We start from the raw sequence: 25251 nt of genomic DNA on the forward strand, positions 1-25251 counted from the left end.
CTCATGGACCAAACCCCTTTCGAGCCCCAAAACAGCGCCGCCACGGCGGCGCTGACGCCGATGATGGCGCAGTATTTCGAGATCAAGGCGGTCAATCCGGGCTATCTGCTGTTCTATCGCATGGGCGATTTCTACGAGCTCTTCTTCGAAGACGCCGAGATCGCCAGCGCGGCCCTCGGCATCGTCCTCACCAAGCGCGGCAAGCATCTTGGCGAAGACATCCAGATGTGCGGCGTGCCGATCCACGCGGCCAATGACTATCTCAACAAGCTCATAAAACTCGGCCACCGCGTCGCCATCTGCGAACAGGTTGAAGATCCCGCCGAAGCCAAGAAGCGCGGCAGCAAGTCGGTCGTCAAACGCGACGTCGTCCGCCTCGTCACCCCCGGCACCCTCACCGAGGACGATCACCTCGACGCCCGCTCGGCCAATTACCTCGCCGCCCTCGCCATGGTCCGGCATGGCGATACCGACTTCGCCCTCGCCTGGGCCGATATTTCCACCGGCGAAACTTTTGTGGCCGATCTGCCCGCCGAGCGCCTCGCCGACGAACTGGCCCGCATCGCCCCTGCCGAACTGCTGCTCACCGATGCCACAAGACAGCTTCTCGCGGAAAAACACCTCTTCGCTCCCGCCTGGAACGCCATAGCCACCACCATAGCGCCCGAAGCCGCCGATAGCGAAGTCGCCCTGCAACTCCTGCGCCGCACCTTCCCTGCCGACCTTTTCGATCCCACGGCACTCTCCCGCGCCGGCCGCTCGGCCATGGGCGCCCTCGTCGCCTATGTCGACCAAAGCCAGAAAGGTCGCACCGCCCCCCTCCGTTCACCAGTCCTGCAAGCGAGCGACGCCGTCCTCGCCATTGACGCTGCCACCCGCTCAAGCCTCGAAATCCTGCAGACCCAGCGCGGTCAGGCCAAGGGCTCGCTGCGCCAGTCCATCGACCTCACCGTCACCGCCCCTGGCGCCCGACTCCTGGCCAGCCGGCTCGCCGCGCCCTTGCGCGCTTCGGCTGACATCAATGCCCGCCTCGATGCCGTCGAGCGCCTCGTCGGTGATCCCCTGCTCCGTGCCCGCCTGCGCGGTGACCTCAAGGCCGCCCCCGATCTCGCCCGCGCCCTCTCCCGTCTTTCGCTCGAACGCGGCGGTCCGCGCGATCTCGCTGCCATTGGCAAGGCGGTCGCTGCAGCCCTGGAGCTCGCCGCCAATCTCGGCAGCCAGCCGGACCTGCCAAACGTTCTCTCGCGCCTGACCAAAACCCTCGGCGCCGCTCCGCGGCCCCTTGCCTCCGAATTGGGCCTCGCCCTTGACGACGAATTGCCGCTCCTCTCCCGTGACGGCGGCTTCGTCCGCGCGGCTTATGACGGAAAACTCGACGAGGAACGTGCTCTGGGCTCGGAAACCCGTGCCGTCGTCGCTGCCCTCCAAGCGCGCCTGATGGACGAGACCGACGTCCGGTCCCTCAAGATCAAGCACAACGGCGTACTCGGCTATTTCGTCGAAGTCCCGGCCGGCCATGGCCAAAAACTGCTCGAGCCGCCGCATCGGGAAATCTTCATCCATCGCCAGACGCTGGCCAATGCCATGCGCTTTACGACGACGGAACTGGCCGAACTCGAAGGCCGCATCGCCAAGGCGCACGAAGCCGCCCTCGAAATCGAACTCGGGATCTTCACCCGGCTGCGCGAAGAGGTGCTTGCCCGCACCGGCGAATTGCAGGGCCTTGCCGATGCCCTCGCCGAACTCGACGTCACCACCGCTCTCGCCGAAGTGTCCGCCACGCGCTTTTATTGCCGCCCCCAGGTGGACGACAGCCTTGCTTTTGCCATTGTCGGCGGGCGCCATCCGGTCGTGGAACAAATGGTACGGGCCGAAGGCCAGAGCTTTGTGGCCAATGACGCCGACCTCTCTGGCAGCGAAGACGCCGGTGGCGGCAAGCTGTGGCTGGTCACCGGCCCCAATATGGGCGGTAAGTCGACCTTCCTCCGCCAGAACGCCCTTATCGCTATCTTGGCGCAAATGGGCTGCTTCGTGCCGGCCGAAAGCGCCCATATCGGCGTCGTCGACCGCCTCTTCTCCCGCGTCGGTGCCTCGGATGACATCGCCCACGGCCGCTCGACCTTCATGGTCGAAATGGTCGAGACCGCCGCCATCCTCAACCGGGCCACGCGCCATTCCCTGGTCGTTCTCGACGAAATCGGCCGCGGCACCGCGACCTTTGACGGTCTCTCCATCGCCTGGGCTTCCGTTGAAGCCCTGCACGAAACCACCGGTTGCCGCGCCCTCTTTGCGACCCACTTCCACGAGCTGACCAGCCTTGCCAAAACGCTGTCCCGCGTCGCCAATGTGACGATGAAAGTGCGCGAATGGGAGGGCGAGGTCGTCTTCCTGCACGAAGTCGGTCCCGGCGCTGCCGACCGCTCCTATGGCATTCAGGTGGCCCGGCTTGCCGGCCTCCCCGATCCGGTTATCAACCGTGCAAGACAAGTGCTCGACGTGCTCGAGCAGCGCTCGGCGGGCACCGCCTCTTCCAGCCAGAAAGCCAGCGTGCTAGACGATTTGCCGCTCTTTGCCCATCAGCCTGCCCCGGCAGTAAAGAGCAAGGACCCCATTCACGAAGCGCTCGATGCCGTCCGCCCCGACGATATGACGCCCAAGCAAGCCATCGAAGCGCTCTACGAATTGAAGAAATTACGCGATGACGCTCGTCGACGCTGAAGCCAAGCCGCGCAAAGCGCAATTCGCCCTCAAGACGGCTGATACCCTTCTCGTCGAGCTTGACGAATTGGTGGGTGATCAACCCGCCAAATCCCCGGCGGCCCGCACGGCAGTGCTTGCGCATATGCGCCAGACCCTGGCGGAGGCGAGGAAAGACGCCGAGGCTGAACTGGTCGCCACCAACAAGGGGACGCGCTGCGCGCAAAACCTTTGTTCGGCGGAAGACGAAATCATCACCGCCGTCTATCTCTTCGCAACGACGCGCGTCTATCCGGTCGACAATCCCTCCGGGGCCGAGGCCATCGCCCTCTCCGCTGTCGGCGGCTATGGCCGTGGCACGCTGGCGCCGGGATCGGACATCGATCTTCTTTTTATCCTGCCCTACAAGCAGACGCCCTGGGGCGAGCAGGTCACCGAATATATTCTCTATATGCTCTGGGACCTCGGCCAAAAGGTCGGCCACGCCGTCCGCTCGGTCGATGAGTGCATTCGCATGGCCCGCGCCGACATGACCGTGCGCACCGCCACCCTCGAAGCGCGGTTTCTGACGGGCGACAAGTCGCTCTTCGACAATCTGGTAAAGCGCTTCGAAACCGAGATCATGCCCAAGACGGGCCCGGAATTCATCGCCGCAAAAATGGCCGAGCGCGACGAGCGCCACCGGCAGATGGGCAATACGCGCTACGTCGTCGAGCCCAATATCAAGGACGGCAAGGGCGGCCTGCGCGACCTCAATACGCTCTTCTGGATCGGCAAGTATTTTTATCAGGTCAAGACCAGCCACGAACTGGTCGCCAAGGGTGTCCTCACCGACGCCGAATATCGCCTCTTCCAGCGCGCCGAAGACTTTTTGTGGGCAGTCCGCTGCCACCTTCACTTCGTCACCCATCGCGCCGAGGAAAAGCTGACCTTTGACGTGCAGCCCGACCTCGCCCGCCGCATGGGCTATGCCGAGCGCGTCGGTATGTTGGGCGTCGAGCGCTTCATGAAGCGCTATTTCCTTGTCGCCAAGGATGTCGGTGATCTCACCCGCATCATCTGTGCCAGCCTCGAATTCCGCCATGCCAAGGATATGGACCTCGTCGGTCGCGTGCTGGCCCCCTTCCGCGCCGGCAAGACCAAGATCAAAGGCGAGACCGATTTCGTCATCGATACCGGCCGCCTCAATGTCGCGACCCCGGATGCTTTCGAGAAGGACCCGGTCAATCTCATCAAAATGTTCATGGTGGCTGGACGCGAGGAACTGCTGTTCCATCCCGATGCCATCAAGCATATCCGAGACAGCCTCAGCCTGATCGACAACAAGCTCAGGAACGACCCCAAGGCTAACAGCTATTTCCTGACCATTCTGACGAGCCCGCTCTATGTCGAGCGCATCCTGCGTCAGATGAACGAAAGCGGCGTGCTCGGCAAATTCGTGCCCGATTTCGGCAAGATCGTCGCGCTGATGCAGTTCAACATGTACCACCACTATACGGTGGACGAGCATCTGATACGCGCCGTGGGTTGCATGGCCGATATCGCCAATGGCGGCCTGCGCCAGGAACTGCCGCTGACCCACGAACTGCTGCCGCAGCTCAACGATACGCGGCTTCTCTACGTCGCGCTCTTCCTCCACGACGTGGCCAAGGGGCGGCCGGAAGACCATTCCATTGCCGGCGCGCGTATCGCCCGAAAGCTCTGCCCCCGCTTTGGCCTTAATGCCGCCGAAACCGACACGGTCGCCTGGCTCATCGAGTACCATCTGCTGATGAGCGAGATCGCCCAGGCCCGCGATATCCAGGATCCCGAAACGGCAAAGGCCTTTGCCGATGTGGTGCAATCGCCGCAGCGTCTTGCCTTGCTGATGATCCTCACGGCCTGCGATATTCGCGCCGTGGGTCCTGGCACCTGGACCGGCTGGAAGGGCTCGCTCCTTCGCGCGCTCTATTACGCCACTGAGCCCCTGCTCTCCGGCGGCCACAGCCAGGTCAGCCAATCCGATCGTGTGCAGGCCGCCAAGGAAGCGCTCGCTCAGGCGCTCACCAAATGGGCACCGGCCGAGGTGGAAGCCTACGCGGCACGCCACTATGACCACTATTGGCTACGTGCCGAGCCCGAGCTTCAGATCGAGCATGCCCGCATGATCCGGCAGGCCGACGAAGCCGGCCAGCCTTTTGCCGGCTCGATCCGGGTGAAGGCGTTTGAAGGCATTACCGAGGTCAGCTTCTACACGCCTGACCACCCGCGCCTGCTCTCGCTGATCGCCGGTGCCTGTACCATGCAGGACGCCTCCATTATCGGCGCCCAGATCTTTTTCGACCCGCGACGGCCGCGCCATCGACACTTTTAGGCTGCGCCGCTCGTTTACCTCCGATGAGGACGAAAAGGTCCGCGCCACCCGCATCATCGATACGGTAAAACAGCTCCTCCAGGGCAAGCGCACCGTGCTGATCGATCTGGGCAAGGAATCCCGCCACAACAAGCGCCTCAAACCCTTTGCCTTGCCGGCGCAGGTGTCGGTTTCCAATGCTATCTCGGAAAAATTCACCGTCATCGAGGTTTCGGGCCTCGACCGCATCGGTCTTCTCTATGCGCTGACGCGCGAAATCTCCGATCTCAACCTCACCATAGGCTCCGCCCATATCGGCACCTATGGCGAAAAGGCCGTCGACGTTTTCTACGTCACCGACCTGACGGGCCAGAAGATTCATGTGAAGCAGCGGCAGCGAAAGATCTATGGCGCGCTGATGGACGTCTTCGAACGCCCCGAGGAGAAGAAGGCGGCGAATGGCTGATCTGCCTCTTTGAGCCTTTTTCGCAATTTTTTCTCGGTCGGCGCCTGGACACTGGTCAGCCGGGTCTTTGGCCTTGTCCGTGACGCGCTGATGGCGGCGGTGCTTGGCGTTGGGCCGGCGGCTGACGCCTTCAACGCGGCATTTCGCTTTCCAAATCTCTTCCGCCGGCTCTTTGCCGAAGGCGCCTTCAACACGGCCTTCGTGCCGATGTTTTCCGGCGCGCTTGAGCAGCAGGGCGAGGACGGGGCGAAACTGCTGGCTTCCAAGATCATGAGCTGGCTCGTCGCCATGCTGGTCGTCGTGACGATCCTGGTCGAAATCTTCATGCCGCAGATCATGGTCGCTTTCGTCCCCGGCTTCGTGGACGATCAACAAAAGTTCGACCTGACGGTCATGCTGACGCGAATAATGTTCCCCTATCTCGCCTGCATGTCGCTGATGGCGGCCTATGGCGCGATCCTCAATTCGCTGGGGCGCTTCTTTGCGGCTGCCTTTGCGCCGGTCCTGCTCAATATCGTCAACATTTCCGCGCTGATTCCGCTCGCCACCTTCTGGATACAGGATCCGCAGGGCGCCACGGTCTGGGTGGCGCTGGCGACGATGCTCGGCGGCATTGCCCAACTTTGGCTCGTCTGGGTGGCCATTGAACGCACTGGTTTCCGGCCCGATTTTCGCTTCCCCCGGTTCGATCCAGAGGTCCGTCGCTTCTGGGTTTTGGCCGTGCCGGCGATCCTCACGGGCGGCATCACCCAGATCAATATTTTCGTCGGCACCATCATCGCTTCTGGCGCCGACAGCACGATTTCCATCCTCTCCTATGCCGACCGGCTCTATCAATTGCCGCTGGGCATCATCGGCATCGCCATAGGCACGGTGCTGCTGCCCGAGCTCAGCCGCCATTTGAAGGGCGGGCGCGAGGCCGATGCACTGGCGAGCCAGGAACAGTCGCTGTTCATCTCCATGTTGCTCACCATGCCAGCGGCCGCGGCACTCATCGGCATGTCCGAGCCCATTGTGCGCCTGCTCTTCGAGCGTGGTGCTTTCGATGCTTTGGCAACGAAGCAAACCGCCGAAGCGCTTGTGGCGTTCTCGGCGGGCCTTCCCGCCTATGTCCTTATCCGCGTGTTGCAGCCGGGCTTTTTTGCGCGCGAGGATACGGTCACCCCGACCATTTTTGCCGGCGTCAGCGTCGCTGCCAATATCGGCATTTCGCTTCTGCTGTTTCCCAGCATGCTCCATGTCGGTATCGCCATTGCGACGGCCGTCTCGTCCTGGATCAATGTCGTGCTGCTGGCGGTTACTTTGGCCGTGCGCGGACATTTTTCCCTGCCGCGCAACCAGTGGTGGGGCCATATCATGATCGTTCTGATCAGCGCCGCGATGGGGCTGAGCCTCATGCTTCTCGCCAATCATGGTGCCCATCACATCGCTGCAGGCGCGCCTCTCTGGCGGCAGGTTGCCGTGGTCGGCGCGCTTATCGTCTATGGCGTGGTCTTCTACTTTACCCTCGTCCACATCACCGGCACGCAACGCCTTGGCACGCTGTTGCGGCGCCTGCGTCGCTCCCGGTGATAGTTTCCAATCGGCGCGGCTCCGTATAGAACGGGGCCATCTGCCTATCATCCGCTTCTGGGACCCATGGCCTTTTCTCCTCGCGTTTTTTCCGGCATCCAGCCTTCGGGCGATCTGCATCTGGGCAATTATCTCGGCGCCATCCGCCGTTTCGTGCCCCTTCAGGACACGCATGAGACCATCTATTGCGTGGTCGACATGCATGCGATCACGGTCTGGCAGGAGCCCAACGCCCTGCGCCGCGCCACGCGCGAAGTCGCTGCCGCCTTTATCGCTGCCGGCGTCGATCCCAAGCGCTCGATCGTCTTCAACCAGAGCCAGGTCATGCAGCATGCTGAACTGGCCTGGGTGTTCAACTGTGTTGCGCGCATCGGCTGGATGAACCGCATGACGCAGTTCAAGGACAAGGCCGGCAAGAATTCCGAGAATGTTTCGCTCGGCCTTCTGGCCTACCCGTCCCTGATGGCTGCCGACATCCTGCTCTACAAGGCAACGGCCGTGCCTGTGGGCGATGACCAGAAGCAGCATCTGGAACTGACGCGCGACATCGCGGCAAAATTCAACAATGACTATGCCGCCTCGATCGTCGAACAGGGTCTCGATCCTGATTTCTTCCCGATCACGGAGCCGCTGATTGCGGGCCCCGCGACGCGCATCATGAGTCTGCGTGATGGGACCAAGAAAATGAGCAAGTCGGACCCGTCCGATCAGTCGCGCATCTCGCTGCTCGATGATGCCGATGCCATTTCCAAAAAAATCAAGAAGGCGACCACTGACCCGGCCGAATTGCCTGTTGAGGTCGAAGGTCTGAAGGGGCGTCCGGAAGCCGACAATCTCGTTGGCATTTATGCCGCGCTCTCGGACAAGACCAAGACTGAGGTTCTGGCTGAGTTCGGTGGCCATGGCTGGGGCAAGTTCAAGCCGGCTTTGGCTGATCTGGCCGTAGCCCAGTTGGCTCCGATGGCTGGCGAAATGCGTCGCCTGATCGAGGATACCACCACGATCGACGCCATCCTGCGCGATGGCGGCGAGCGCGCGGCGGCTCTCGCCGAAAAGACCATGCACGACGTGCGCCGCATCGTCGGTTTCATCCGCTAGTTCGGAGGCGCCTTTGTACGATACCGAATACAAGCGCAAATTCCTCGTTGTCATTGACGAGACGGAAGAGTGCGACCGCGCCCTTACCTTTGCCGCCTTTCGCGTCAAGCGAACGGGCGGCACGGTGGTGCTGGTCACCGTGATCCCCAAGCCCGAATTCATCGGCATGGGCGTCGAGGACGTACTGCGCGCCGAAGCGGTCGAGGAGGCCGAGCGCAATCTCGATTCGCGTCTCGCCCGCATCAGGGAAATTGGTGATGTGCGCGCCGAAACGGTCATTCGCGAAGGCAATGGCGCCGAGCAGATCGAGCAGTTGATCGACAAGGATCACGACATCGCCATTCTGGTACTGGCGGCGTCTCGGTCGGGTGAAGGTCCCGGCCCGCTCGTCACCCACTTTGCCGGTCGCGCCAATGCCCTGCCTATCCCGCTGACCATCGTACCGGGCCGGATGAGCGACGAAGAGATTATCGCGATCTGCTAAGCGTGCCGCAGGCAAAATCGCGCCAGTGGCGCGATTTTAGCGCAGCAGGCCCGAAGAGCTATGCTCGCAGGGCAAGGCCCGGCGCTCGGACCTCTACCACCACTTCTCGCCGCAAGTTGGATTGCCCGGATAAACCGGGCAATGACGGCGACGGTGAGGTTTGAACTACCTGACTTCTAAGCCGTCTCAGCCAACTGCTTTCGCTTCAAAAACGGGTCATTCAAAAACGTCCCGAACGGCACAAACGCAGCCAGCGTCGTCCGCACCCAGTCAAACCCTGCAAATCCCCTCCCTGGCAGGCAGATCGTCATCGCCAGAATATAGGCGATGAAGGCGACCCCGTGGATAAGTCCGATGGGCGGGACGAGGCCGGGATAGCCGAACCAATACTTTGCCGGCATGGCGACGAGGAACAGGGCCAGGGTTGTAATGCCTTCGGCAACGCCGATATATCTGAACAGACGGATCATGATATGGTGCTAGCGCATGGCAGCCATATCGCGCCACGCGACAAAGCAGCGCAAATTGGGCTTGCAGCGAACCCGTCTCTAATTTAGAAGCGTTCTAAGTCTACTCCACGGAGAGAGTTTATGTTCATCCAGACCGAAGCCACGCCGAACCCGGCCACGCTCAAATTCCTGCCCGGTCGTGATGTGCTGGTCGGCGAACCGCGCGATTTCCGCACGCTCGATGCCGCCGAAGCCTCTCCGCTGGCCGCCAGTCTTTTCGGCATTTCCGGCGTCACCGGCGTTTTCCTCGGCTCCGATTTCATCTCGGTGACCAAGGATGACACCAACTGGGCCCATATCAAGCCGGCTATTCTCGGCGTGATCATGGACCACTTCCTCTCGGGCAAGCCGGTCATTTCCGAAGGCAGCGAAGTCGACACCGATTTTGCCGCCGGCGAAGAGTTCTTCGAGGAAGAAGACAAGGAAATGGTCGAAGTCATCAAGGAACTGCTGGCGACGCGTGTGCGTCCGGCAGTGGCCATGGATGGCGGCGACATCATTTTCCGCGGTTTCAAGGAAGGCACCGTCTTCCTACATATGCAGGGCGCCTGCTCGGGCTGCCCCTCTTCGACCGCGACCCTCAAGAGCGGTATCGAAAATCTCCTCCGTCACTTCGTGCCGGGCGTGGAATCGGTTCAGCAAGTCTGATCCGAAGCCGCACTACCAGTTAAGCAGCAAGCCAGGGGCCTCGATGAGTTTTCATCGGGGCCTTTGACTTTTCGGCAGGTACTTTTTGGGGATGTGGCAGACCATGGTGAAGGCTGGGTCGAAGACATTGCCGACCTCGTAGCGCACCACCTGCCCCATAAGGTGGCTGGCGGCGACAGCGGAGAGGCCGTATTCGCCGGTCAACCAGTCGAACATGTCCGTCGTCGCGTGCTGCAATGCCTGGTCCAGCGGCCGAGCATTGCCTACTGAATAGATCGTCTCGGCAGTTTCGCCGCGCGGCCAGGCTTGTTTGCGGTTTTTGAGCACGCTGAAGCGAAATTCCACTTCCATAGCGGTTTCAACGCCGGTGCCGACGATTTCGCCGTCGCCCTGGATAGCGTGGCAATCGCCGAGGAAGAATAGGGCGCCGGGCTCGAAGACGGGAAGCCAGATGCGGGCGCCGGGGCCAAAGCCGCGATAGTCCATATTGCCACCGTTCTCGGCGCTGGTGGCGGTGGAAATGGCCTGGCCATGGGCCGGAGCGACGCCAAAACAGCCGAGCATGGGTTCGATGGGCAGAATGAGCTGCTCCAGCCCTTCGACCGGCTCCTTCAGACGCACCGTGCCAGCCTTGGCATCGATGACCCAGTCGATTTTTATGCGCGGTGGCAGGTCGCGGACCCGCTCGGGGTCAACGACATTGGCGGCGAGGGCGCCACGGGTCCAGCCGTGTTCGCGGATCGGCGTCATGCGAATGATGTCGACCTGCAGCACATCGCCCGGTTCGGTGCCTTCCACATGGATAGGCCCGTTCATCGGGTTGGAGCCATGGGCGCGGGTGACACCGTGCTTGTCCACACCGGCCGCGTCGAGCGTCTCGGTGATCACGGTGTCGCCATCAGCCACATGGAGGGCAGCCGGGAGTTTTGCGAGCACGCTATGCCACGCCGCGGCTTCGAAACGATGGATAGCCACTATTCAGCCGCTGCCTTCTGGTCTTCGGGGCGCTGGTCGGTGATCGCCAGGATTTCCTCTGACTCCCCCGCTTGCGGCGGATGCGCAGGCGCTTGATGCGGCGGCCGTCAGCGGCAAGGATTTCGAACTCGAAACCGTCGAGCCCGGTCACCTTTTCACCGCGGCGCGGTACGTGGCCAGCGAGGTCGAAGACGAGGCCGCCCAGCGTTTCGACGTCTTCGGCGTGTTCGCCGGGATCGAAATCGGGGCCGACAACGGCGCGGACTTCGTCCAATTCGGCGCGGGCATTGGCGATGTAGGTATCTTCGCCCACCTTACGCACCATGGCGCGGACGGCTTCGTCGTGTTCGTCCTCGATCTTGCCCACGATCGCTTCAAGGAGGTCCTCAATGGTCACAAGACCATCGGTGCCGCCATATTCATCGACGACGATGGCCATATGGACGCGGGAGGCGCGCATGGATTGGAGGAGGTCACCGGCCGGCATGAAGGTCGGCACGAACATGGCCGTGCGGGTAATGCCGAGCTTGCTGATCTTCTGGCGCAGCGCGGCCGAGAGCAGTTTTACCGGGACGTCTTTTTCAGGATCGGTCACCGGCTCGGTGATCTTGGCCATGGCATCCTTGATGTGGATGAAGCCGATGATCTTGTCGAGTTCGTCTTCGTAGACGGGCAGGCGCGAATGGCCAACCTGGCGGAATTTTGCGAGCAGCGTACCGAGATTGATATCGGCTTCGACGGCCTGGATATCGGAGCGCTCGACCATGATGTCGTCGATCGAGACGGCTGACAGTTTCAGCACGTTCTGCAGGATCGTGCGTTCGCTCTCGGTAAAGTCCTGCGTCTCAGCGCCGGCGCTCTCGTCGAGCGCCACCTGCAGATCATTGCGCAGGCTGACCGGACGAAGCGTCAGGATGGATTTGAGTCTGTTGATCAGGCTCGGCCCTCGCGTCGGCTGAGCGAGGGCGGGACTAGAGGAAGGTTCGGGATTATCAGGCACCCGGTTGCCCTTGCGATCGGTGTCGTTCATCAATCTTAGGCTGCGTGAAGCAGCGCGCTATCCTCATATGGACAAATAAAGCAGCCAGGCCGGAAATTCGTCGGCCTAGTCGGCGTAGGGATCGGCAATGCCGAGCCCGGCCAGTATCTGGGTTTCGAGGCCTTCCATTTCCTGGGCCTCGTCCTCATCGAGGTGATCATAGCCCAAAATGTGCAAAAAGCCATGCACAACGAGATGGGTGAAATGATCTTCAAGGCTGGTGCCCTGTTCTTCGGCCTCGCGGATGAGGGTTTCACGGGCGAGCGTAATGTCGCCCAGAATGCCGATGACGGGGTCGAAAGGCTCGATTTGCGGGAAGCTCAGGACGTTCGTCGACGCGTCCTTGCCCCGATATTGCGCATTGAGTTCGCGCTGTTCCGCGTCATCGGTGAGCAGTATCGAAATCTCGGCGGCGCCCTTTGCCTTGGGCTTGGCGCCGGCCAAGGCGGCGAGCACCGCGCGCTCGGCAAGGGCGTCAAAATGGTCGGGCCAGTCATCCGCGTTGCGGATGACTGCGATTTCAAGCGGGGGAATCGGCGGCATAAGGGTGTGGGTCAGCTCCGGGGCAAATTGCCCAGTGTCCGCGCCAGTCCTTCCGTGTCCCCGTCCTTTTGGGCGAGGCGCCGCGCGGTATCGGCTTCATAGGCCCTGACGATCCGCCCAACAAGTGCGTGACGCACCACGTCCTTGTCGTTGAAACGGCTGATATGCACCCCTTCGACGCCATCGAGCAGATTGACGGCTTCCACCAGCCCCGATTTTTCGCCGCGCGGCAAGTCGACCTGGGTCGGGTCGCCGGTAACGATCATCTTCGAGTTCTCACCGAGACGCGTCAGGAACATCTTCATCTGCATGGATGTGGTGTTCTGCGCTTCGTCGAGGATGACGACCGCGTTGGAGAGGGTGCGGCCGCGCATGAAGGCGAGCGGAGCAACCTCGATGATCCCCGACGTGATGCAGCGCTCGACATTTTCGGGTTTCATCATGTCGTAGAGCGCATCGTAGAGCGGGCGCAGATAGGGATCGACCTTTTCCTTCATGTCGCCCGGGAGGAAACCCAGGCGCTCGCCGGCCTCGACGGCCGGACGGGAAAGGATGATGCGGTTGATATCGCCGCGTTCGAGCAGCGAAGCCGCATGAGCCACGGCAAGATAGGTCTTGCCGGTACCGGCGGGGCCGACGCCGAAGACGAGCTCCGAGCGATCCATGGCGCGCATATAGGCGTCCTGGGCCGGGGTTCGGGCGGCGATGGTGGCCTTTCGCGTAGCGATCTGGGCCATGCGCACCTTGCCCTTGCGCTCAAGCGTGGGCAGGGTCAGCTGGCTATCTTCGGTCTCGACCATGCGGATGACGGCGTCGACATCGGCGATGTCGGCGCTGCGGCCTTCTTCAAGGCTTGTGTAGAGCGATTCCAGCACGCGGCGTGCCTGGTCGACCCGTGACGCCGAACCTTTCAACAGCACATGATTGCCGCGCGGCGTGGCCGAGACGGATAGGCGCTGTTCGATGAGGGCGAGGTTCTGGTCAAAATCGCCGTAGAGCTGGGCAGCCAGGCGATTGTCGTCAAAGGCGAGTTCGAGTTGCGATGCGAGGGCGTTATCGGCGGTGGGTGGCAAGTGCCTGCTCAAACTTTCTCGGCTCCCGAAGGGGGCGCCGCGGAGCGCGTCGCCCATGCATTAATGAGGCTAGGATGATTTGGGTTCGATGTCTGTAGATAAATTGTGACACTTCACCCCGGCCGCAAGAGCGGCCAAATCGCTCCGGTGGAGCGATTTGAGGGGTGAAGGCTATGAGAGCTACGCTCGAATGGCGTGAGGTTTTGGCCAAACTCGATCCTCCACTGGCATCGGCCCAAGGGGCATCGGTGTTTTGGGGAGGACATGGGGGGTGGGGTCCGGGGGCCTTGAGGGCCGGCAGGTGGCCAGCATGGGGTTGGCCCGGGGCCGATCCCCAACCGGCGTCGACCCGAGGGGCATCGGTGTTTTTGGGGAGGGCATGGAGAGCGGGCTTTGGGGGCTTGAGGCCGGCAGATGGCGGGGATGGGGTTGGCCTCTGATCGATCCCGACCGGCATTGACCCGGGGGTATCAGTGTTCTGGCAGGACATGGGGAATGGGGCTCCGGGGGCCTAGAGGTTGGTACACTCGGATGAGGGTGACGTGGGATCGATCCCCAACCGGCGTCGGCCCAGGGGCGTCGGTGTTTTTGGAGAGGGGCGTGGAGAAGTGTGGGCTTTGGGGGGCTTGAGGCCGACAGGTCGCCTGGATGGGGTTGGCCTCCGATCGATCGCAGACCGGCATTGACCCAAGGGCATCGGTGCTTTGGCAGGACATGGGAACTCGGGCTCCGGGGGCCTAGAGGTTGGTACACTTGGATGAGGTAGACGTGGGATCGATCCCCAACCGGCGTCGACCCGGGGGCATCGGTGCTTTTGGAGAGGGGCATGGAGAGAGTGGGCTTTGGGGGCTTGAGGCCGGCAGGTCGCCTGGATGGGGTCGGCCCCTGATAGACCCCCGACCGGCACTGACCCAGGGGCATCGGTGTTTTGGCGGGACATGGGAACTGGGGTCGGCAAGTCACTTGGATGAGGTTGATCTGGGATCGATCTTCAACGGGCATTGACGGGCAAGGTGGCTTGGGGGGTTGCGTGGGCGGCAGGCGGTTGCCGCGCTGAAATTGGCCGCGGGCGCGTTAGGGGTCGATGGGAGGTCGTTGCTGCACCCAACGCCAATATCCGCCCCGGCCTTTCGGCTTTGCGGTTGCACAGCGCGATGCCCTTCGGGCGCACGGTGAAAAGCGGCTTTCGCCCCAAAACTTGGTAGAAAGAAGAGGCGAAAGCCGCTTCCCACGTCCGGGATTTTTTTGCGCATGCCTCGAGCGGCCCCCTTTTGGGGTTTTACGGTCCGAAGCGCCGTCGGACGTGCTTGTCCGTAGACAGCACGACGGGGGCGCTCCGCCGCTTGGCCGGTGGTCGGCATCCACGCATCCGCCTGAGCGACCTCAAGCGGCCCGACTTCCCACCCGGCACTTCGTCGGTACCGCGTGTTATCGGTGGGAACGGGGAGAGATTGGCACAGTTTTTTACCGTGGGGATAAGATGGATAGATCTGCCCCCCTCACCGACTCGGCTTCGCCGAGCCACCTCTCCCCGAGAGGGAGAGGAATAAGAGGGGACCGCTGCTCTTTCTTGCGCCGGCCTGTTCTTCTCCCTCTCGGGGAGAAGGTGGCGCGAAGCGCCGGATGAGGGGGCCTTTTCGCGCGCGGAACTTGCGAGCATAGCTCTCATGGCCCCAAGGGAGAGGTGGGTGGTCACGCCTGGCGCGGTACATCTAGAAATAGTCGCTATAGAGTTGAGGTAAAGAACAACCATGGTCCACATCGCCGTCGATCCATTTCCAGCCGACGACATCATGCGTGTTCTCTGGCTTTCCGCATGGGGCGATGCTGGACCGGCGAGCTGGCAGCCGGTGCTGTCGCGCAGCCTCGTTCATGTCGGGGCGTATGAAGGCGAGACGCTGGTGGGTTTTGTCAACGTCGCCTGGGATGGCGGCATGCATGCCTTCATTCTCGACACCTGCACGCACCAGGATTTTCGACGGCTGGGCATTGCCACCAAGCTCGTGAAGGCGGCGGAGGATGCAGCAAGGGCGCGCGGCGCCAAGTGGCTCCACGTCGATTTCGAACCGCATCTCACCGAGTTTTATCGCGCCTGCGGGTTCAGACCGACGGAAGCTGGGCTTGTTGCGCTTTAGGCAGTATTTCGGCCGCGCCAGACAAAGCCGGATGGCCCAGGTCGCAAACTCGTTGTAGCTGAGCAGATAAATCACGCCAGGCGGGACGCCTCATGGAAATAGCTTACTTGGCAATACTGGGGCTTTTGCCGCTGATTGTCCTGGGCCTGGCGGCATTGGTCGTTTGGCTGTTTTTTCGCTTCCTCGTCTTTAGATGGCGCCGCACCCGCCCCAACCAGATCCTTGGCCGACTCTTTATCATCCTCAGCGCGGTCGCGTTTATCGCCGTGCCCTTGTGGGTTTGAAACAGTGGGAACACTCGCTCCTGTTTGGACATCTGCCAAAACCTTTGGAAGCGACCGAAATAGAGTATCGGCTTGAAGAGAGCTGGGGGATCGGAGGGCCCGGGGACGCCGAAACCGGTTTCGTGGTGTACCGACTAGACGACTACAGCAAGAAATGGGCGTTGGAGCAGGGAGCAAATTTAGGCTCCAGGCTCGCCGACTATTCCGGTGCCTGGCATTCCACGCCCATCGACTATGCCAGGGATTCTGACCGCTGGGAGGCTTCTGGCGTCGAGGGGTATTTGGGCAAATACGGCTACAGCATCGAGGTGGACGAGGCGTGGCTTGAGAAAGCCAATGAGACAATGCGCCTGCCGGGTGCCGCTTATTCCTACGGCAAGGGGGCAGCGTCACGCTCGTAGACCCGGAAGGGGGCCGGGTCTACTTCTTCTACGCCGGCTGAATTAGGCCGCAACCGCCTGCCGCAGGCGGCCGACCAGCGAATTGGTCGATGTGCCGATGATCTCTACCTCGTGAATCCCGCCGATGAGATCGGTAGACCCTTCGAGATGCACGGCCTGCAGATAGGGCGAGCGGCCACCCACCTGCCCCGGCATGCGCCCGACGCGTTCGATTAAGACGGGGAGCGTGCGGCCGACGCAGGAGGCATGAAAATCGGTGGTCTGCTTGTTGACCAGCTCCTGCAGGCGCGCGAGGCGCTCCGCCTTCACAGATTCTTCCACCTGCTCGGTGAGGTTGGCGCCGGGCGTACCGGGGCGGGTCGAATATTTGAAGGAATAGGCCGAAGAATAGCCGACATCGCGGATGATTTTCAGCGTGTCCTCAAAGTCCGCGTCGGTCTCGCCGGGGAAGCCGACGATGAAATCGCCCGAAAACGCCATGTCGGGGCGCGCGTCCTTGATCCGCTCGATGAGGCGCACGTATTCGGCCGCAGTGTGCTTGCGGTTCATGGCTTTCAGGATGCGGTCGGAACCGGACTGCACCGGCAGGTGCAGATAGGGCATGAGGAAATCGAGGTCGCGATGCGCCGCGATCAACGCGTCGTCCATGTCGCGCGGGTGACTGGTGGTGTAGCGCAGGCGCTCGAGGCCAGGGATTTCAGAGAGAAGATAAGCCAGCTCACCAAGTCCGACAGCGCGGCCGGCAGAATCTTCGCCGTGATAGGCGTTCACATTCTGGCCGAGCAGGGTGATTTCCTTGACGCCGGCATCGGCGAGGCGGCGGGCCTCTTCAAGCACCTGGGCCACCGGGCGGCTGACTTCAGCGCCACGGGTATAGGGCACGACGCAGAAGGAACAGAACTTGTCGCAGCCTTCCTGCACGGTGAGGAAGGCGGTGAGGCCACGACCGATGGTGACGTCCTTCTTGGCCGCCGGCAGGTGGGCGAACTTGTCTTCTTCGGGAAAATCGGTGTCGACCACGGCGCGGCGCAGGGCCGGGTGCATGTGGCGATTGCCTTCGGCCTTCTTCAGCATGTCGGGCAGGCGGTGATAGGCCTGCGGCCCGAAGACCATGTCGACCATGGGGGCGCGGCGGGCGATTTCCTCGCCTTCGGCCTGGGCGACGCAGCCAGCGACGCCGATCATCAGATCGCCGCCGGTGGCGCGCTTTTCGTTCTGCAGTTCCTTGAGGCGGCCGAGTTCGGAGAAAACCTTCTCACTCGCCTTTTCGCGGATATGGCAGGTATTGAGCAGCACGAGATCGGCTTCAGCCATGTCCTGGGTCGGCGCATAACCATGCGGCGCCAGGGCGTCGGCCATGCGGTCGCTGTCATAGACATTCATCTGACAGCCATAGGTTTTGATGAAGAGCTTCTTCGGCGCGATCTGGTTCATGACGGGCTATTTACCAGACCATCAGGTATGACGCTACCGCCTGCAACCGGCATGGGGGCGAGCGTGTTGTGTCACTGGAGAGCAAAGGACTGTGTCATGACCAAAGCACAAAAGGATCAGGCTGCTGCCATGCGGGATGGACAAAAGCCCGGCCCCGGCGATTCCCCGGTACAGGTGCGCAATGCCGGGGCGGAAGCACAGGCTGACAAGCCGCGGAAATGGGATAAGGTGGACGAGGCGGTAGACGAGAGTTTTCCGGCCAGCGACGCTAGCGCAAAGTATTGACCCGCCCGCCTGGGCCTAACCTGCCAGCCGACAAGGATCAGGACGCCATGGCAGCACATGCCCACGACCGGGTCGCGGACTCCGGCAAGGCAAGGAGTCTCCAGTCGCGACGGCCCCAGCCGGTCGCGCTTTATCTGTTTGCGCTCATGCTGGTCATTCTCCTGCCGGCGCTGATCGTGGCGCTGGTCCTGCTCAACAGCACCAATGACGCGCAGGAAAAGGTCGTTGAATCCCTGACCAATGCCACCGTGCAGGCCATGGGCCAGTCGGTGGATCGCGAAATTTCGGGCATGATCACGACGCTGCGCGTGCTCTCCTCCGATCAGTCCCTCGAAGCGGGGGATCTCGAGCAATTCCATCGTCGCGCCACCATCGCCCTGGCCGGCACCGGATCCTACATTATCGGTATCGACGAGGATGCCAATCAGCTGGTCAACAGCCGGGTGGAATTCGGCGCGCCGCTGGGCCAGACATCCGACATGATCACCGCGGCCCGGGCGCTTGAACGGGCGCGCCCGACCGTTTCCAACCTGTTCTTCGGCCAGGTAGCGCAGACCTGGGTCTATAATGTGTGGCTGCCGCTCGCCGAGGACGCGCCGGTGCGGCTGCTTGCCTTGACGCAAAACGCGCGCGATCTCATCCCGGTGCTGCAATCGCGGGAATTGCCGCAGGGCTGGAACGCCGCGCTGGTCGATGGCACCAATACGGTAATTGCCTCGACCACTGGGGACGAATTCTCCATCGGCGACACGCTGCCCATGCGGCGCAATCTCGAGGACACGGCTTCGGGCTGGACCGAAGAGGTGTTTCACGATGAAAAAGTGGTGACGGCCGAATGGCGTTCGGGCCTGACCGGCTGGCGCATCATCGCCTGGGCCTCGGCCGCGCAGGTCAAGCGCCCCCTGGGTGAATCCTTGTTGCAGCTGGCGGCCTGGGGTCTCGTCATTGCCGTGGTGGCCTCGCTGATCGCCGTTTTCATCGCCCAGCAGCTTAGCCGCTCGGTGCGGGGCCTGAGGCTCGATGCGCAGCGCCTGGGGCGCGGCGAAGCCGTGTTCGAGCGCTATTACCCGGTGGCGGAAATCGATGAAGTGTCGAAAGCCCTGGTGCAGGCTTCGCGACAGCGGCAGACGGCGGAACGCGATGTGCGCTTTTTGATGCGCGAACTGGCGCATCGCTCGAAAAACCAGATGGCAGTCATTTCTGCCATGGCCAAGCAGACGGCGCGGGGCGCCACCGATGTGCCGCGTTATGTCGAGGCGCTGGAGCGCCGCATCATGGGGCTGGCGCGCTCGACCGACCTGCTGCTGGCGCATGGACGGGCCGGGGTGTCGCTGCGCGAACTCGTTGACCTGCACCTGGCGCCCTTCCGGCCGCAGGAGCTCGCGCGGGTGAAGGTTGACGGGGCCGATCTCAGGATCAATCCACAGGGCGCGCAGATCCTGGGGATGGCGGTGCACGAGCTGGCCGTCAATGCGACCCAGTATGGCGCCTTTGCCGACGAAAAGGGCCGGTTGACCCTCACCTGGGTCGAGGATGGGGATCAGCTCGCCATGCGCTGGCGCGAGACCTTGTCGGGACCGCTCAAGGCCAGCGAGAGGGCAGGTTTTGGCACGACCGTGTTGCGCTCCATGGTGGGCGGGGCGCTGGGGGCTAAAGTGGAACGGCACGAGCATGCCGATGGGGTGGAGTGGACCATCGACATTCCCATGACCGCGCTCGATCCGGCCTTTGCCGCGGTGCGGCCGGACGAGCAGCTGCAAGAGCGCAAGAATCAATAAGTCTGGCTTTGTCTGGTGCTTTGCACTATAGGGACCGCCAGCAGGCTCAACTTTGCCCGCGCTATTAACAGGCCCTACCTGGACGACATCCTGGCTGGGGCTCTTTCATCCTCAAAATTCTAGAAGGATTTGCCGATGTCGATTACCGCTGAGCGCAAGACCGCCCTGATCAAGGAATACGCCACCACTGCCAACGATACCGGCTCGCCGGAAGTGCAGGTTGCGATCCTTTCCGAGCGCATTGCCAACCTCACCGAGCACTTCAAGGGCCACAACAAGGACAACCACTCCCGTCGTGGTCTCCTCAAGCTGGTTTCGACCCGTCGTAGCCTCCTCGATTACCTCAAGAAGGTCGACGAGAACCGCTACAAGACGCTGATCGAAAAGCTCGGCCTGCGTCGCTAAGACGACAAAAATTCCGGCGCGGGGGTTACCTCCCGCGCCGGTTGCCCTTTCAGGAGCGGTTTCAGGAAAGTGGGCACCACTTTTCCGGTTCGAAAGCGCGACCAGACTGAACGGGCATATACTGGGGCGGTGATTGCCCCTTAGGCCGGCAGCGCCGGAGCATGGCAGGATTATTGGCGCCTTCCGCTGTGGAGCCGCTTGTTGTCTTGTCCATGTTCTGAACCTGTCAGAGACAGAAACAGTGCCTGATTTTGAGCTGGTGCGTACATGGGGTACGGCGCCGGTGCGGGCACACCGGAAGCGTTCGTGGGCCCTCGCCTATCCCGCGTTCCCGCGCTCCGGCAGAATGGAAAGACAAAAGATGTCGATCAATTTTGATCACCACAAGGTCGAACTCAACTGGGGCGGCCAGCCGCTGACGCTCGAAACCGGCAAGATCGCCCGCCAGGCGGATGGTGCCGTGCTCGCGACGCTGGGTGAAACCGTTGTGCTCGCCACCGTCGTTTCGGCGAAGTCCGCCAAGCCCGGCCAGGACTTCTTCCCGCTGACCGTCAACTACCAGGAAAAGTATTTTGCCGCCGGCAAGATCCCGGGTGGTTACTTCAAGCGCGAAGGCCGTCCGTCCGAGAACGAAACCCTGGTTTCGCGCCTCATCGACCGCCCGATCCGCCCGCTTTTCCCCGATGGCTACAAGAACGAGACCCAGGTGGTCATCACCGTTCTGCAGCATGACATGGAAAACAATCCCGACGTGCTCTCGATGGTCGCAGCCTCCGCTGCCCTGACCATTTCGGGCGTGCCCTTCATGGGCCCGATCGGGGCTGCCCGCGTTGCCTATATCGACGGCGCCTACGTGCTGAACCCGTCCATCGATCGCCGCAACGATTCCAAGCTCGACCTCGTCATGGCCGGCACCCAGGACGCCGTGCTCATGGTTGAATCGGAAGCTCAGGAGCTTTCCGAAGAAGTCATGCTTGGCGCCGTCATGTTCGGCCACGCCGAAAGCGCCAAGGTCATCCAGGCGATCATCAAGCTCGCCGAGCTTGCTGCCAAGGAACCGCGCGACTTTACGGCTCCCGATTTCTCGGCTCTCGAAGCTGAAGTTCTGGCCATTGCCGAAGCCGATCTGCGCGCTGCCTACCAGATCACCGAAAAAGCCTCGCGCTACGCTGCGGTCGACGCTGCCAATGCCAAGGTCAAGGAGGCTTTTGCCGCCAAGATCGAAGCCGGCGAGCTGACCAAGGAAGTTCTGGGCGAAGTCGTCCACAACCTCCAGGCCAAGATCGTTCGCTGGAACATTCTGGACACCGGCAGCCGTATCGACGGCCGTGACCTCAAGACCGTGCGTCCGATCCTGTCGGAAGTCGGCGTCCTGCCGCGCACCCATGGTTCGGCCATCTTCACCCGTGGCGAAACCCAGGCTCTGGTTGTTGCGACCCTCGGCACCGCCGAAGACGAGCAGTTCATCGACAGCCTCGAAGGCACCCGCAAGGAAAACTTCCTGCTGCACTACAACTTCCCTCCCTACTCGGTGGGTGAAGCTGGCCGCATGGGTTCGCCCGGTCGTCGCGAAATCGGTCACGGCAAGCTCGCATGGCGCGCCATCAACCCGATCCGTCCTTCGATCGAAGAATTCCCCTACACGATCCGTATCGTGTCCGAGATCACCGAATCCAACGGCTCGTCCTCTATGGCGACCGTTTGCGGTACCTCGCTGGCGCTGATGGATGCCGGCGTGCCGATGAAGCGCCCGGTGGCCGGTATTGCCATGGGTCTCATCCTTGAAGGCGAGAAGTTCGCCGTCCTCAGCGATATCCTTGGTGACGAAGATCACCTCGGCGACATGGACTTCAAGGTGGCCGGTACTGAAGCGGGCGTGACCTCGCTGCAGATGGACATCAAGATCGCCGGTATCACCGAAGAGATCATGAAGATCGCCCTGGCTCAGGCCAAGGACGGTCGTATCCACATCCTGGGCGAAATGGCCAAGGCTCTCTCGGCTTCGCGCGGCGAAGTGGGCGAGTTCGCTCCCCGCATCGAAACGCTGAAGATCCCGACCGACAAGATCCGTGAAGTGATCGGCACCGGCGGCAAGGTCATCCGCGAGATCGTCGAAAAGACCGGCGCCAAGATCAACATCGAAGACGACGGCACCGTAAAAGTTTCGTCCTCGGACGGCACTCAGATCGAAGCCGCCATCAAGTGGATCCGCTCGATCACCGATGAAGCCGAAGTTGGCGGCATCTATCAGGGCACCGTGGTGAAGACCGCCGATTTCGGCGCCTTCGTCAACTTCTTCGGCGCCAAGGACGGTCTCGTCCACATTTCCCAGCTGGCCGACCAGCGCGTTGCCAAGACCACCGACGTGGTCAAGGAAGGCGACAAGGTCTGGGTCAAGCTGCTCGGCTTTGACGAGCGCGGCAAGGTCCGCCTCTCGATGAAGGTGCTCGACCAGGCAACCGGCAAGGAACTGGTCAAGGAAGCCAAGGACGACGCAGCCGAATAAGGCGCTTCTTCCGAAAAAGATTGCGAAAGGCCCGGAGCGATCCGGGCCTTTCCATTTTCGCCCAGGAGGCGGCCATGGAGGCCATTGCTCGCCCTTGAGATCACACAGCCGTGAAACCTGTGGGATTTCCGCAACAGCGCCAACTATGATCACATTGTGGCGAGGAACCGCCGCATTCGTGCCACGTTAAGCGGGAGAAGCGTTACTGCAAAGGACGAGAGTCCGCTCCCTGCCCTCTCGATTCTCCCTGCCTGTCCCGAGGTTCCAGTTTTGATTTCCCGCCGCCTTTTCCTTCTCGGTCTTTCAGCGACGACCCTGGCAGCCTGTTCGACCACGCGTCAGCCCGTGGTTCAGGAGCCGGTCATCGATCCCTATTACCTGCGCATGTATGGTCCGGTGACCACCGAGCCCTATCAGGTCGACGCCATGGACCTGCGCCGTGTCGATCCGCAATGGTGGCGCCAGGAAGTGGCCTATTACACGACCGAACGCCCCGGCACGATCGTGGTCGATACACCTGCCCACTACCTCTATCTCGTGATGGAGAACGGCAGGGCCCTGCGTTACGGCATTGGCGTGGGCAAGGACGAGGCGCTGCTGTTCCGCGGCGATGCCACCATCGGCCGCAAGGCCCAGTGGCCGCGCTGGACGCCGACCAAGTCGATGATTGCCCGCGAACCCGACCGCTACGGCCCCTATGCCGGCGGCATGGAGCCGGGTCCGACCAATCCGCTTGGGCCGCGTGCGCTTTACCTCTACAAAAACGGGGCCGATACGCTTTTCCGTATCCATGGCACCACCGAGCCCTATACGATCGGCACCAATGTCTCCTCGGGCTGCATTCGCCTGATGAACCAGGACATCATCGATCTCTATTCCCGCGTTCCCTCGGGCACGCGCGTGACGGTGATCAACGCATAAGGCACGGAAAACCGGTATCCATTTTTCCGGACCATGCCTGGCGCAATGTCGCCGCAACATTTCTGGCGGATCGTGTGACTGAGGGCTGCGCCCTCGCCATGACCTCCAAATAGACTGCCGGCTGCGGACCATACCGTAGTCACCCGCATCCGGCATCCAGGGCCCGTTCCGCAAGGAGCGGGCTCTTCGTCTTTGGATCCTGCTCATCTGGCACAAGCGCCTTTTCGTCGGGCGAGCGATATGCATGATGGCGGTCCACTTCGAGGCCGTTCATGACCAAAACTCCGCGCGCCTACATCATCTGCGGCACGCCGCGCTCGGGCAGTACGCTGATCTGCGAAATGCTCCATCGCAGCGGCGTGGCCGGGCGACCGAACTCGTATTTTCGCGAGGTCGATATTGCCTACTGGGCGGGTGAATGGGGCGTATCCCTTGCCGGGGGCACCGATGCTCCGGCATTCGATCGCGCTTATCTTGCGGCCATGCGGGAGGCGGGCGCGGCGGGAACGGAGATCATTGGGTTGCGGCTGATGTATCCCAGCCTCGCCGATGCCGGGCGGCGGCTGGAGCGGGCTCTTGGCGGGCCGGGCGATGTGGCCCAGCGCCTCAAGGAGGCGTTCGGGCCCCTCCTCTACATTCACCTCTCGCGCGGCGACAAGCTCGGCCAGGCCGTTTCGCTGGTGCGTGCCGAGCAGACGGGCCTCTGGCACCTCAATGCCGATGGCAGCGTTCTTGAAGGGTCAGAGGAGCGGCCGGAGCCGGTCTATGACGGCAAGAGGATTGCCGAGGTGCTGGCGGAACTGGAAGAGGATGACCGAGCCTGGGACGTCTTCTTTGCGGCCCATGGCATCACTCCGCTGCGACTGACCTACGAAGGCGTTACGGCCGCGCCACAGCGGGCGCTGGCGGAGATTTTTGCGCGGCTGGGGCTCGACCAAGATATTGCCCATGCCATGGCGGTGCCGACGGCCAAGATGGCCGATGCGACGAGCCAGGAATGGGTGGCGCGGTTCAGGCGGGAGAACGTCTAGCCGCTATTTGCCGGGCTACGGGCGAGTTCGTCGAGAAGCGACATATGGGCTCGCCAGTGAATGGCGTTCCATCCCTGCTCCCGTGCGGCGATGACATTGTCTTCCGTGTCATCCACAAGGGTAATGTCTTCTGCTGAGCCGCCCAGCGTGTCCTGGATGTGCTGGTAGAATGGCCGGCTGGGTTTTCGATGGCCGATGGCGGCCGAGTAGAAAATGCCGTCGACGTGGCGGGCTAGGCCCATAGCCTCCATCAGATAGGTGGCGCGCATGTGCTCCTGGTTTGTCGCGAGATAGACCCGAAGCCCTTGGGCTCGCAGCTTTGCCATGTCGTCGACAACCGTCTCAACAAGCCGCGAGTCATTTTCAAACCAGTAGTCGATCAGGGTTTGAGCGGAGACGGCTGACGCGATGTCGGTGAGGAATTCGGAGAGTTCGGGGAGGAGCGCTTTGCGTCCGGTGATGATCTCTGGCCAGCGCGGTTTGAAGAACTCGCGTTGCAGGGTCAAAGCCGAGATGCCGAGATCGGCCTCGAGGTCTGTGAAGAGGTCCGCGCCGTCCCTGGGGCGGCCGGAAACGAGGACGCCGTCGACGTCCATCATGATGGTCTGCATTTGGCTCTCCTCCGCACCTCACTG

The 25251-nt window shown here is 62.1% G+C and carries 23 protein-coding genes; 16 read left to right on the plus strand and 7 right to left on the minus strand.

Translation table 11 applies throughout. From position 1 onward, the window contains the following. Window positions 1-3 precede the first annotated feature (3 nt). The 6 genes from mutS to NVV77_RS11930 all read left to right on the plus strand — a co-directional run bounded on the left by mutS (window position 4) and on the right by NVV77_RS11930 (window position 8649). Window positions 4-2718 (plus strand): DNA mismatch repair protein MutS, encoded by a 2715-nt coding sequence (gene mutS, locus NVV77_RS11905; RefSeq protein ID WP_295413377.1) that lies wholly within the window; start codon window positions 4-6, stop codon window positions 2716-2718. Then, window positions 2699-5050 (plus strand): [protein-PII] uridylyltransferase, encoded by a 2352-nt coding sequence (locus NVV77_RS11910; protein WP_295413380.1) that lies wholly within the window; start codon window positions 2699-2701, stop codon window positions 5048-5050. Before mutS ends, NVV77_RS11910 begins: the two co-directional genes overlap by 20 nt. A 94-nt stretch (window positions 5051-5144) precedes the next feature. Further along, the gene (locus NVV77_RS11915; RefSeq protein ID WP_295413382.1) at window positions 5145-5495 is read left to right on the plus strand and encodes a hypothetical protein; all 351 of its coding nucleotides are present in this window, start codon (window positions 5145-5147) and stop codon (window positions 5493-5495) included. Between the two features lie 9 nt (window positions 5496-5504). Further along, window positions 5505-7067 carry a murein biosynthesis integral membrane protein MurJ gene (murJ, locus tag NVV77_RS11920; protein ID WP_295413384.1) on the plus strand — a complete coding sequence of 521 codons (1563 nt, stop codon included), beginning with the start codon at window positions 5505-5507 and terminating at the stop codon, window positions 7065-7067. Window positions 7068-7133: 66 nt separating this feature from the next. Continuing rightward, on the plus strand, window positions 7134-8165 hold the full coding sequence (trpS, locus tag NVV77_RS11925; RefSeq protein ID WP_295413387.1) for a tryptophan--tRNA ligase: 1032 nt from the start codon (window positions 7134-7136) through the stop codon (window positions 8163-8165). A gap of 13 nt (window positions 8166-8178) precedes the next feature. Continuing rightward, window positions 8179-8649, plus strand: a complete 471-nt coding sequence (locus NVV77_RS11930) for a universal stress protein (protein ID WP_295413390.1) — start codon at window positions 8179-8181, stop codon at window positions 8647-8649. A gap of 176 nt (window positions 8650-8825) precedes the next feature. Here NVV77_RS11930 and NVV77_RS11935 read toward each other — a convergent pair whose 3' ends face one another. Continuing rightward, on the minus strand, window positions 8826-9119 hold the full coding sequence (locus tag NVV77_RS11935; protein WP_295413393.1) for a DUF3817 domain-containing protein: 294 nt from the start codon (window positions 9117-9119) through the stop codon (window positions 8826-8828). A 120-nt stretch (window positions 9120-9239) separates the two neighbouring features. Here NVV77_RS11935 and NVV77_RS11940 point away from each other — a divergent pair, with 120 nt between their 5' ends. Next, complete coding sequence (locus NVV77_RS11940) at window positions 9240-9806, plus strand: NifU family protein (RefSeq protein ID WP_295413396.1); 567 nt, start codon at window positions 9240-9242, stop codon at window positions 9804-9806. 51 nt (window positions 9807-9857) lie between these two features. Here the strand turns inward: NVV77_RS11940 and NVV77_RS11945 are convergent, their stop codons facing one another. The 4 genes from NVV77_RS11945 to NVV77_RS11960 form a co-directional block, all read right to left on the minus strand. Beyond that, on the minus strand, window positions 9858-10781 hold the full coding sequence (locus tag NVV77_RS11945; protein WP_295413399.1) for an acetamidase/formamidase family protein: 924 nt from the start codon (window positions 10779-10781) through the stop codon (window positions 9858-9860). Continuing rightward, on the minus strand, window positions 10744-11811 hold the full coding sequence (locus tag NVV77_RS11950) for a hemolysin family protein (protein WP_295413402.1): 1068 nt from the start codon (window positions 11809-11811) through the stop codon (window positions 10744-10746). The genes NVV77_RS11945 and NVV77_RS11950 overlap by 38 nt, the downstream gene beginning before the upstream one ends. Window positions 11812-11886: 75 nt before the next feature. Then, window positions 11887-12363 carry an rRNA maturation RNase YbeY gene (ybeY, locus tag NVV77_RS11955; RefSeq protein WP_295413405.1) on the minus strand — a complete coding sequence of 159 codons (477 nt, stop codon included), beginning with the start codon at window positions 12361-12363 and terminating at the stop codon, window positions 11887-11889. Window positions 12364-12374: 11 nt separating this feature from the next. Further along, window positions 12375-13436: a PhoH family protein gene (locus NVV77_RS11960; RefSeq protein WP_295413408.1), complete on the minus strand. Its 1062-nt coding sequence runs from the start codon at window positions 13434-13436 to the stop codon at window positions 12375-12377. A gap of 1751 nt (window positions 13437-15187) precedes the next feature. Between NVV77_RS11960 and NVV77_RS11965 the strand changes: the two genes are divergently transcribed. The 3 genes from NVV77_RS11965 to NVV77_RS11975 all read left to right on the plus strand — a co-directional run bounded on the left by NVV77_RS11965 (window position 15188) and on the right by NVV77_RS11975 (window position 16256). Next, the gene (locus NVV77_RS11965; RefSeq protein WP_295413411.1) at window positions 15188-15571 is read left to right on the plus strand and encodes a GNAT family N-acetyltransferase; all 384 of its coding nucleotides are present in this window, start codon (window positions 15188-15190) and stop codon (window positions 15569-15571) included. A gap of 92 nt (window positions 15572-15663) precedes the next feature. Continuing rightward, window positions 15664-15855 carry a hypothetical protein gene (locus tag NVV77_RS11970; protein WP_295413412.1) on the plus strand — a complete coding sequence of 64 codons (192 nt, stop codon included), beginning with the start codon at window positions 15664-15666 and terminating at the stop codon, window positions 15853-15855. A gap of 44 nt (window positions 15856-15899) precedes the next feature. Beyond that, the gene (locus tag NVV77_RS11975) at window positions 15900-16256 is read left to right on the plus strand and encodes a hypothetical protein (RefSeq protein ID WP_295413415.1); all 357 of its coding nucleotides are present in this window, start codon (window positions 15900-15902) and stop codon (window positions 16254-16256) included. A 42-nt stretch (window positions 16257-16298) separates the two neighbouring features. Here the strand turns inward: NVV77_RS11975 and miaB are convergent, their stop codons facing one another. Then, window positions 16299-17690 (minus strand): tRNA (N6-isopentenyl adenosine(37)-C2)-methylthiotransferase MiaB, encoded by a 1392-nt coding sequence (miaB, locus tag NVV77_RS11980; RefSeq protein WP_295413418.1) that lies wholly within the window; start codon window positions 17688-17690, stop codon window positions 16299-16301. A 96-nt stretch (window positions 17691-17786) separates the two neighbouring features. Between miaB and NVV77_RS11985 the strand changes: the two genes are divergently transcribed. The 6 genes from NVV77_RS11985 to NVV77_RS12010 all read left to right on the plus strand — a co-directional run bounded on the left by NVV77_RS11985 (window position 17787) and on the right by NVV77_RS12010 (window position 24616). Continuing rightward, a complete protein-coding gene (locus NVV77_RS11985) occupies window positions 17787-17975 on the plus strand; it encodes a hypothetical protein (protein WP_295413420.1) in 189 nt (62 codons plus the stop codon). 47 nt (window positions 17976-18022) lie between these two features. Beyond that, on the plus strand, window positions 18023-19753 hold the full coding sequence (locus NVV77_RS11990; protein WP_295413422.1) for a sensor histidine kinase: 1731 nt from the start codon (window positions 18023-18025) through the stop codon (window positions 19751-19753). A 135-nt stretch (window positions 19754-19888) separates the two neighbouring features. After that, window positions 19889-20158 (plus strand): 30S ribosomal protein S15, encoded by a 270-nt coding sequence (rpsO, locus tag NVV77_RS11995; protein WP_035084587.1) that lies wholly within the window; start codon window positions 19889-19891, stop codon window positions 20156-20158. Window positions 20159-20519: 361 nt separating this feature from the next. Beyond that, window positions 20520-22664, plus strand: coding sequence for a polyribonucleotide nucleotidyltransferase (gene pnp, locus NVV77_RS12000; RefSeq protein WP_295413426.1), 2145 nt, complete (start codon window positions 20520-20522; stop codon window positions 22662-22664). Window positions 22665-22934: 270 nt separating this feature from the next. Further along, window positions 22935-23585: a L,D-transpeptidase gene (locus NVV77_RS12005; RefSeq protein ID WP_295413428.1), complete on the plus strand. Its 651-nt coding sequence runs from the start codon at window positions 22935-22937 to the stop codon at window positions 23583-23585. Between the two features lie 272 nt (window positions 23586-23857). Next, on the plus strand, window positions 23858-24616 hold the full coding sequence (locus tag NVV77_RS12010) for a Stf0 family sulfotransferase (RefSeq protein WP_295413430.1): 759 nt from the start codon (window positions 23858-23860) through the stop codon (window positions 24614-24616). On the opposite strand, the gene NVV77_RS12015 is transcribed toward NVV77_RS12010, so the two are convergent. Further along, window positions 24613-25227 (minus strand): HAD-IA family hydrolase, encoded by a 615-nt coding sequence (locus NVV77_RS12015; protein WP_295413432.1) that lies wholly within the window; start codon window positions 25225-25227, stop codon window positions 24613-24615. The two genes, NVV77_RS12010 and NVV77_RS12015, sit on opposite strands and share 4 nt — an antisense overlap. Window positions 25228-25251: the final 24 nt, after the last annotated feature.

The organism is Devosia sp. (genome assembly GCF_024707125.1).
In the GTDB taxonomy this organism is placed as follows: Bacteria; Pseudomonadota; Alphaproteobacteria; order Rhizobiales; family Devosiaceae; genus Devosia.

Excerpts from the sequence above, each read along its gene's own strand:
- mutS (WP_295413377.1), top strand. The coding sequence starts at position 4 with ATGGACCAAACCCCTTTCGAGCCCCAAAACAGCGCCGCCACGGCGGCG.
- NVV77_RS11910 (WP_295413380.1), top strand. The coding sequence starts at position 2,699 with ATGACGCTCGTCGACGCTGAAGCCAAGCCGCGCAAAGCGCAATTCGCC.
- trpS (WP_295413387.1), top strand. The coding sequence starts at position 7,134 with ATGGCCTTTTCTCCTCGCGTTTTTTCCGGCATCCAGCCTTCGGGCGAT.
- NVV77_RS11935 (WP_295413393.1), bottom strand. The coding sequence starts at position 9,119 with ATGATCCGTCTGTTCAGATATATCGGCGTTGCCGAAGGCATTACAACC.
- NVV77_RS11940 (WP_295413396.1), top strand. The coding sequence starts at position 9,240 with ATGTTCATCCAGACCGAAGCCACGCCGAACCCGGCCACGCTCAAATTC.
- NVV77_RS11950 (WP_295413402.1), bottom strand. The coding sequence starts at position 11,811 with ATGAACGACACCGATCGCAAGGGCAACCGGGTGCCTGATAATCCCGAA.
- ybeY (WP_295413405.1), bottom strand. The coding sequence starts at position 12,363 with ATGCCGCCGATTCCCCCGCTTGAAATCGCAGTCATCCGCAACGCGGAT.
- NVV77_RS11965 (WP_295413411.1), top strand. The coding sequence starts at position 15,188 with ATGGTCCACATCGCCGTCGATCCATTTCCAGCCGACGACATCATGCGT.
- NVV77_RS11970 (WP_295413412.1), top strand. The coding sequence starts at position 15,664 with ATGGAAATAGCTTACTTGGCAATACTGGGGCTTTTGCCGCTGATTGTC.
- miaB (WP_295413418.1), bottom strand. The coding sequence starts at position 17,690 with ATGAACCAGATCGCGCCGAAGAAGCTCTTCATCAAAACCTATGGCTGT.
- NVV77_RS11985 (WP_295413420.1), top strand. The coding sequence starts at position 17,787 with ATGACCAAAGCACAAAAGGATCAGGCTGCTGCCATGCGGGATGGACAA.
- NVV77_RS11990 (WP_295413422.1), top strand. The coding sequence starts at position 18,023 with ATGGCAGCACATGCCCACGACCGGGTCGCGGACTCCGGCAAGGCAAGG.
- rpsO (WP_035084587.1), top strand. The coding sequence starts at position 19,889 with ATGTCGATTACCGCTGAGCGCAAGACCGCCCTGATCAAGGAATACGCC.
- pnp (WP_295413426.1), top strand. The coding sequence starts at position 20,520 with ATGTCGATCAATTTTGATCACCACAAGGTCGAACTCAACTGGGGCGGC.
- NVV77_RS12010 (WP_295413430.1), top strand. The coding sequence starts at position 23,858 with ATGACCAAAACTCCGCGCGCCTACATCATCTGCGGCACGCCGCGCTCG.
- NVV77_RS12015 (WP_295413432.1), bottom strand. The coding sequence starts at position 25,227 with ATGCAGACCATCATGATGGACGTCGACGGCGTCCTCGTTTCCGGCCGC.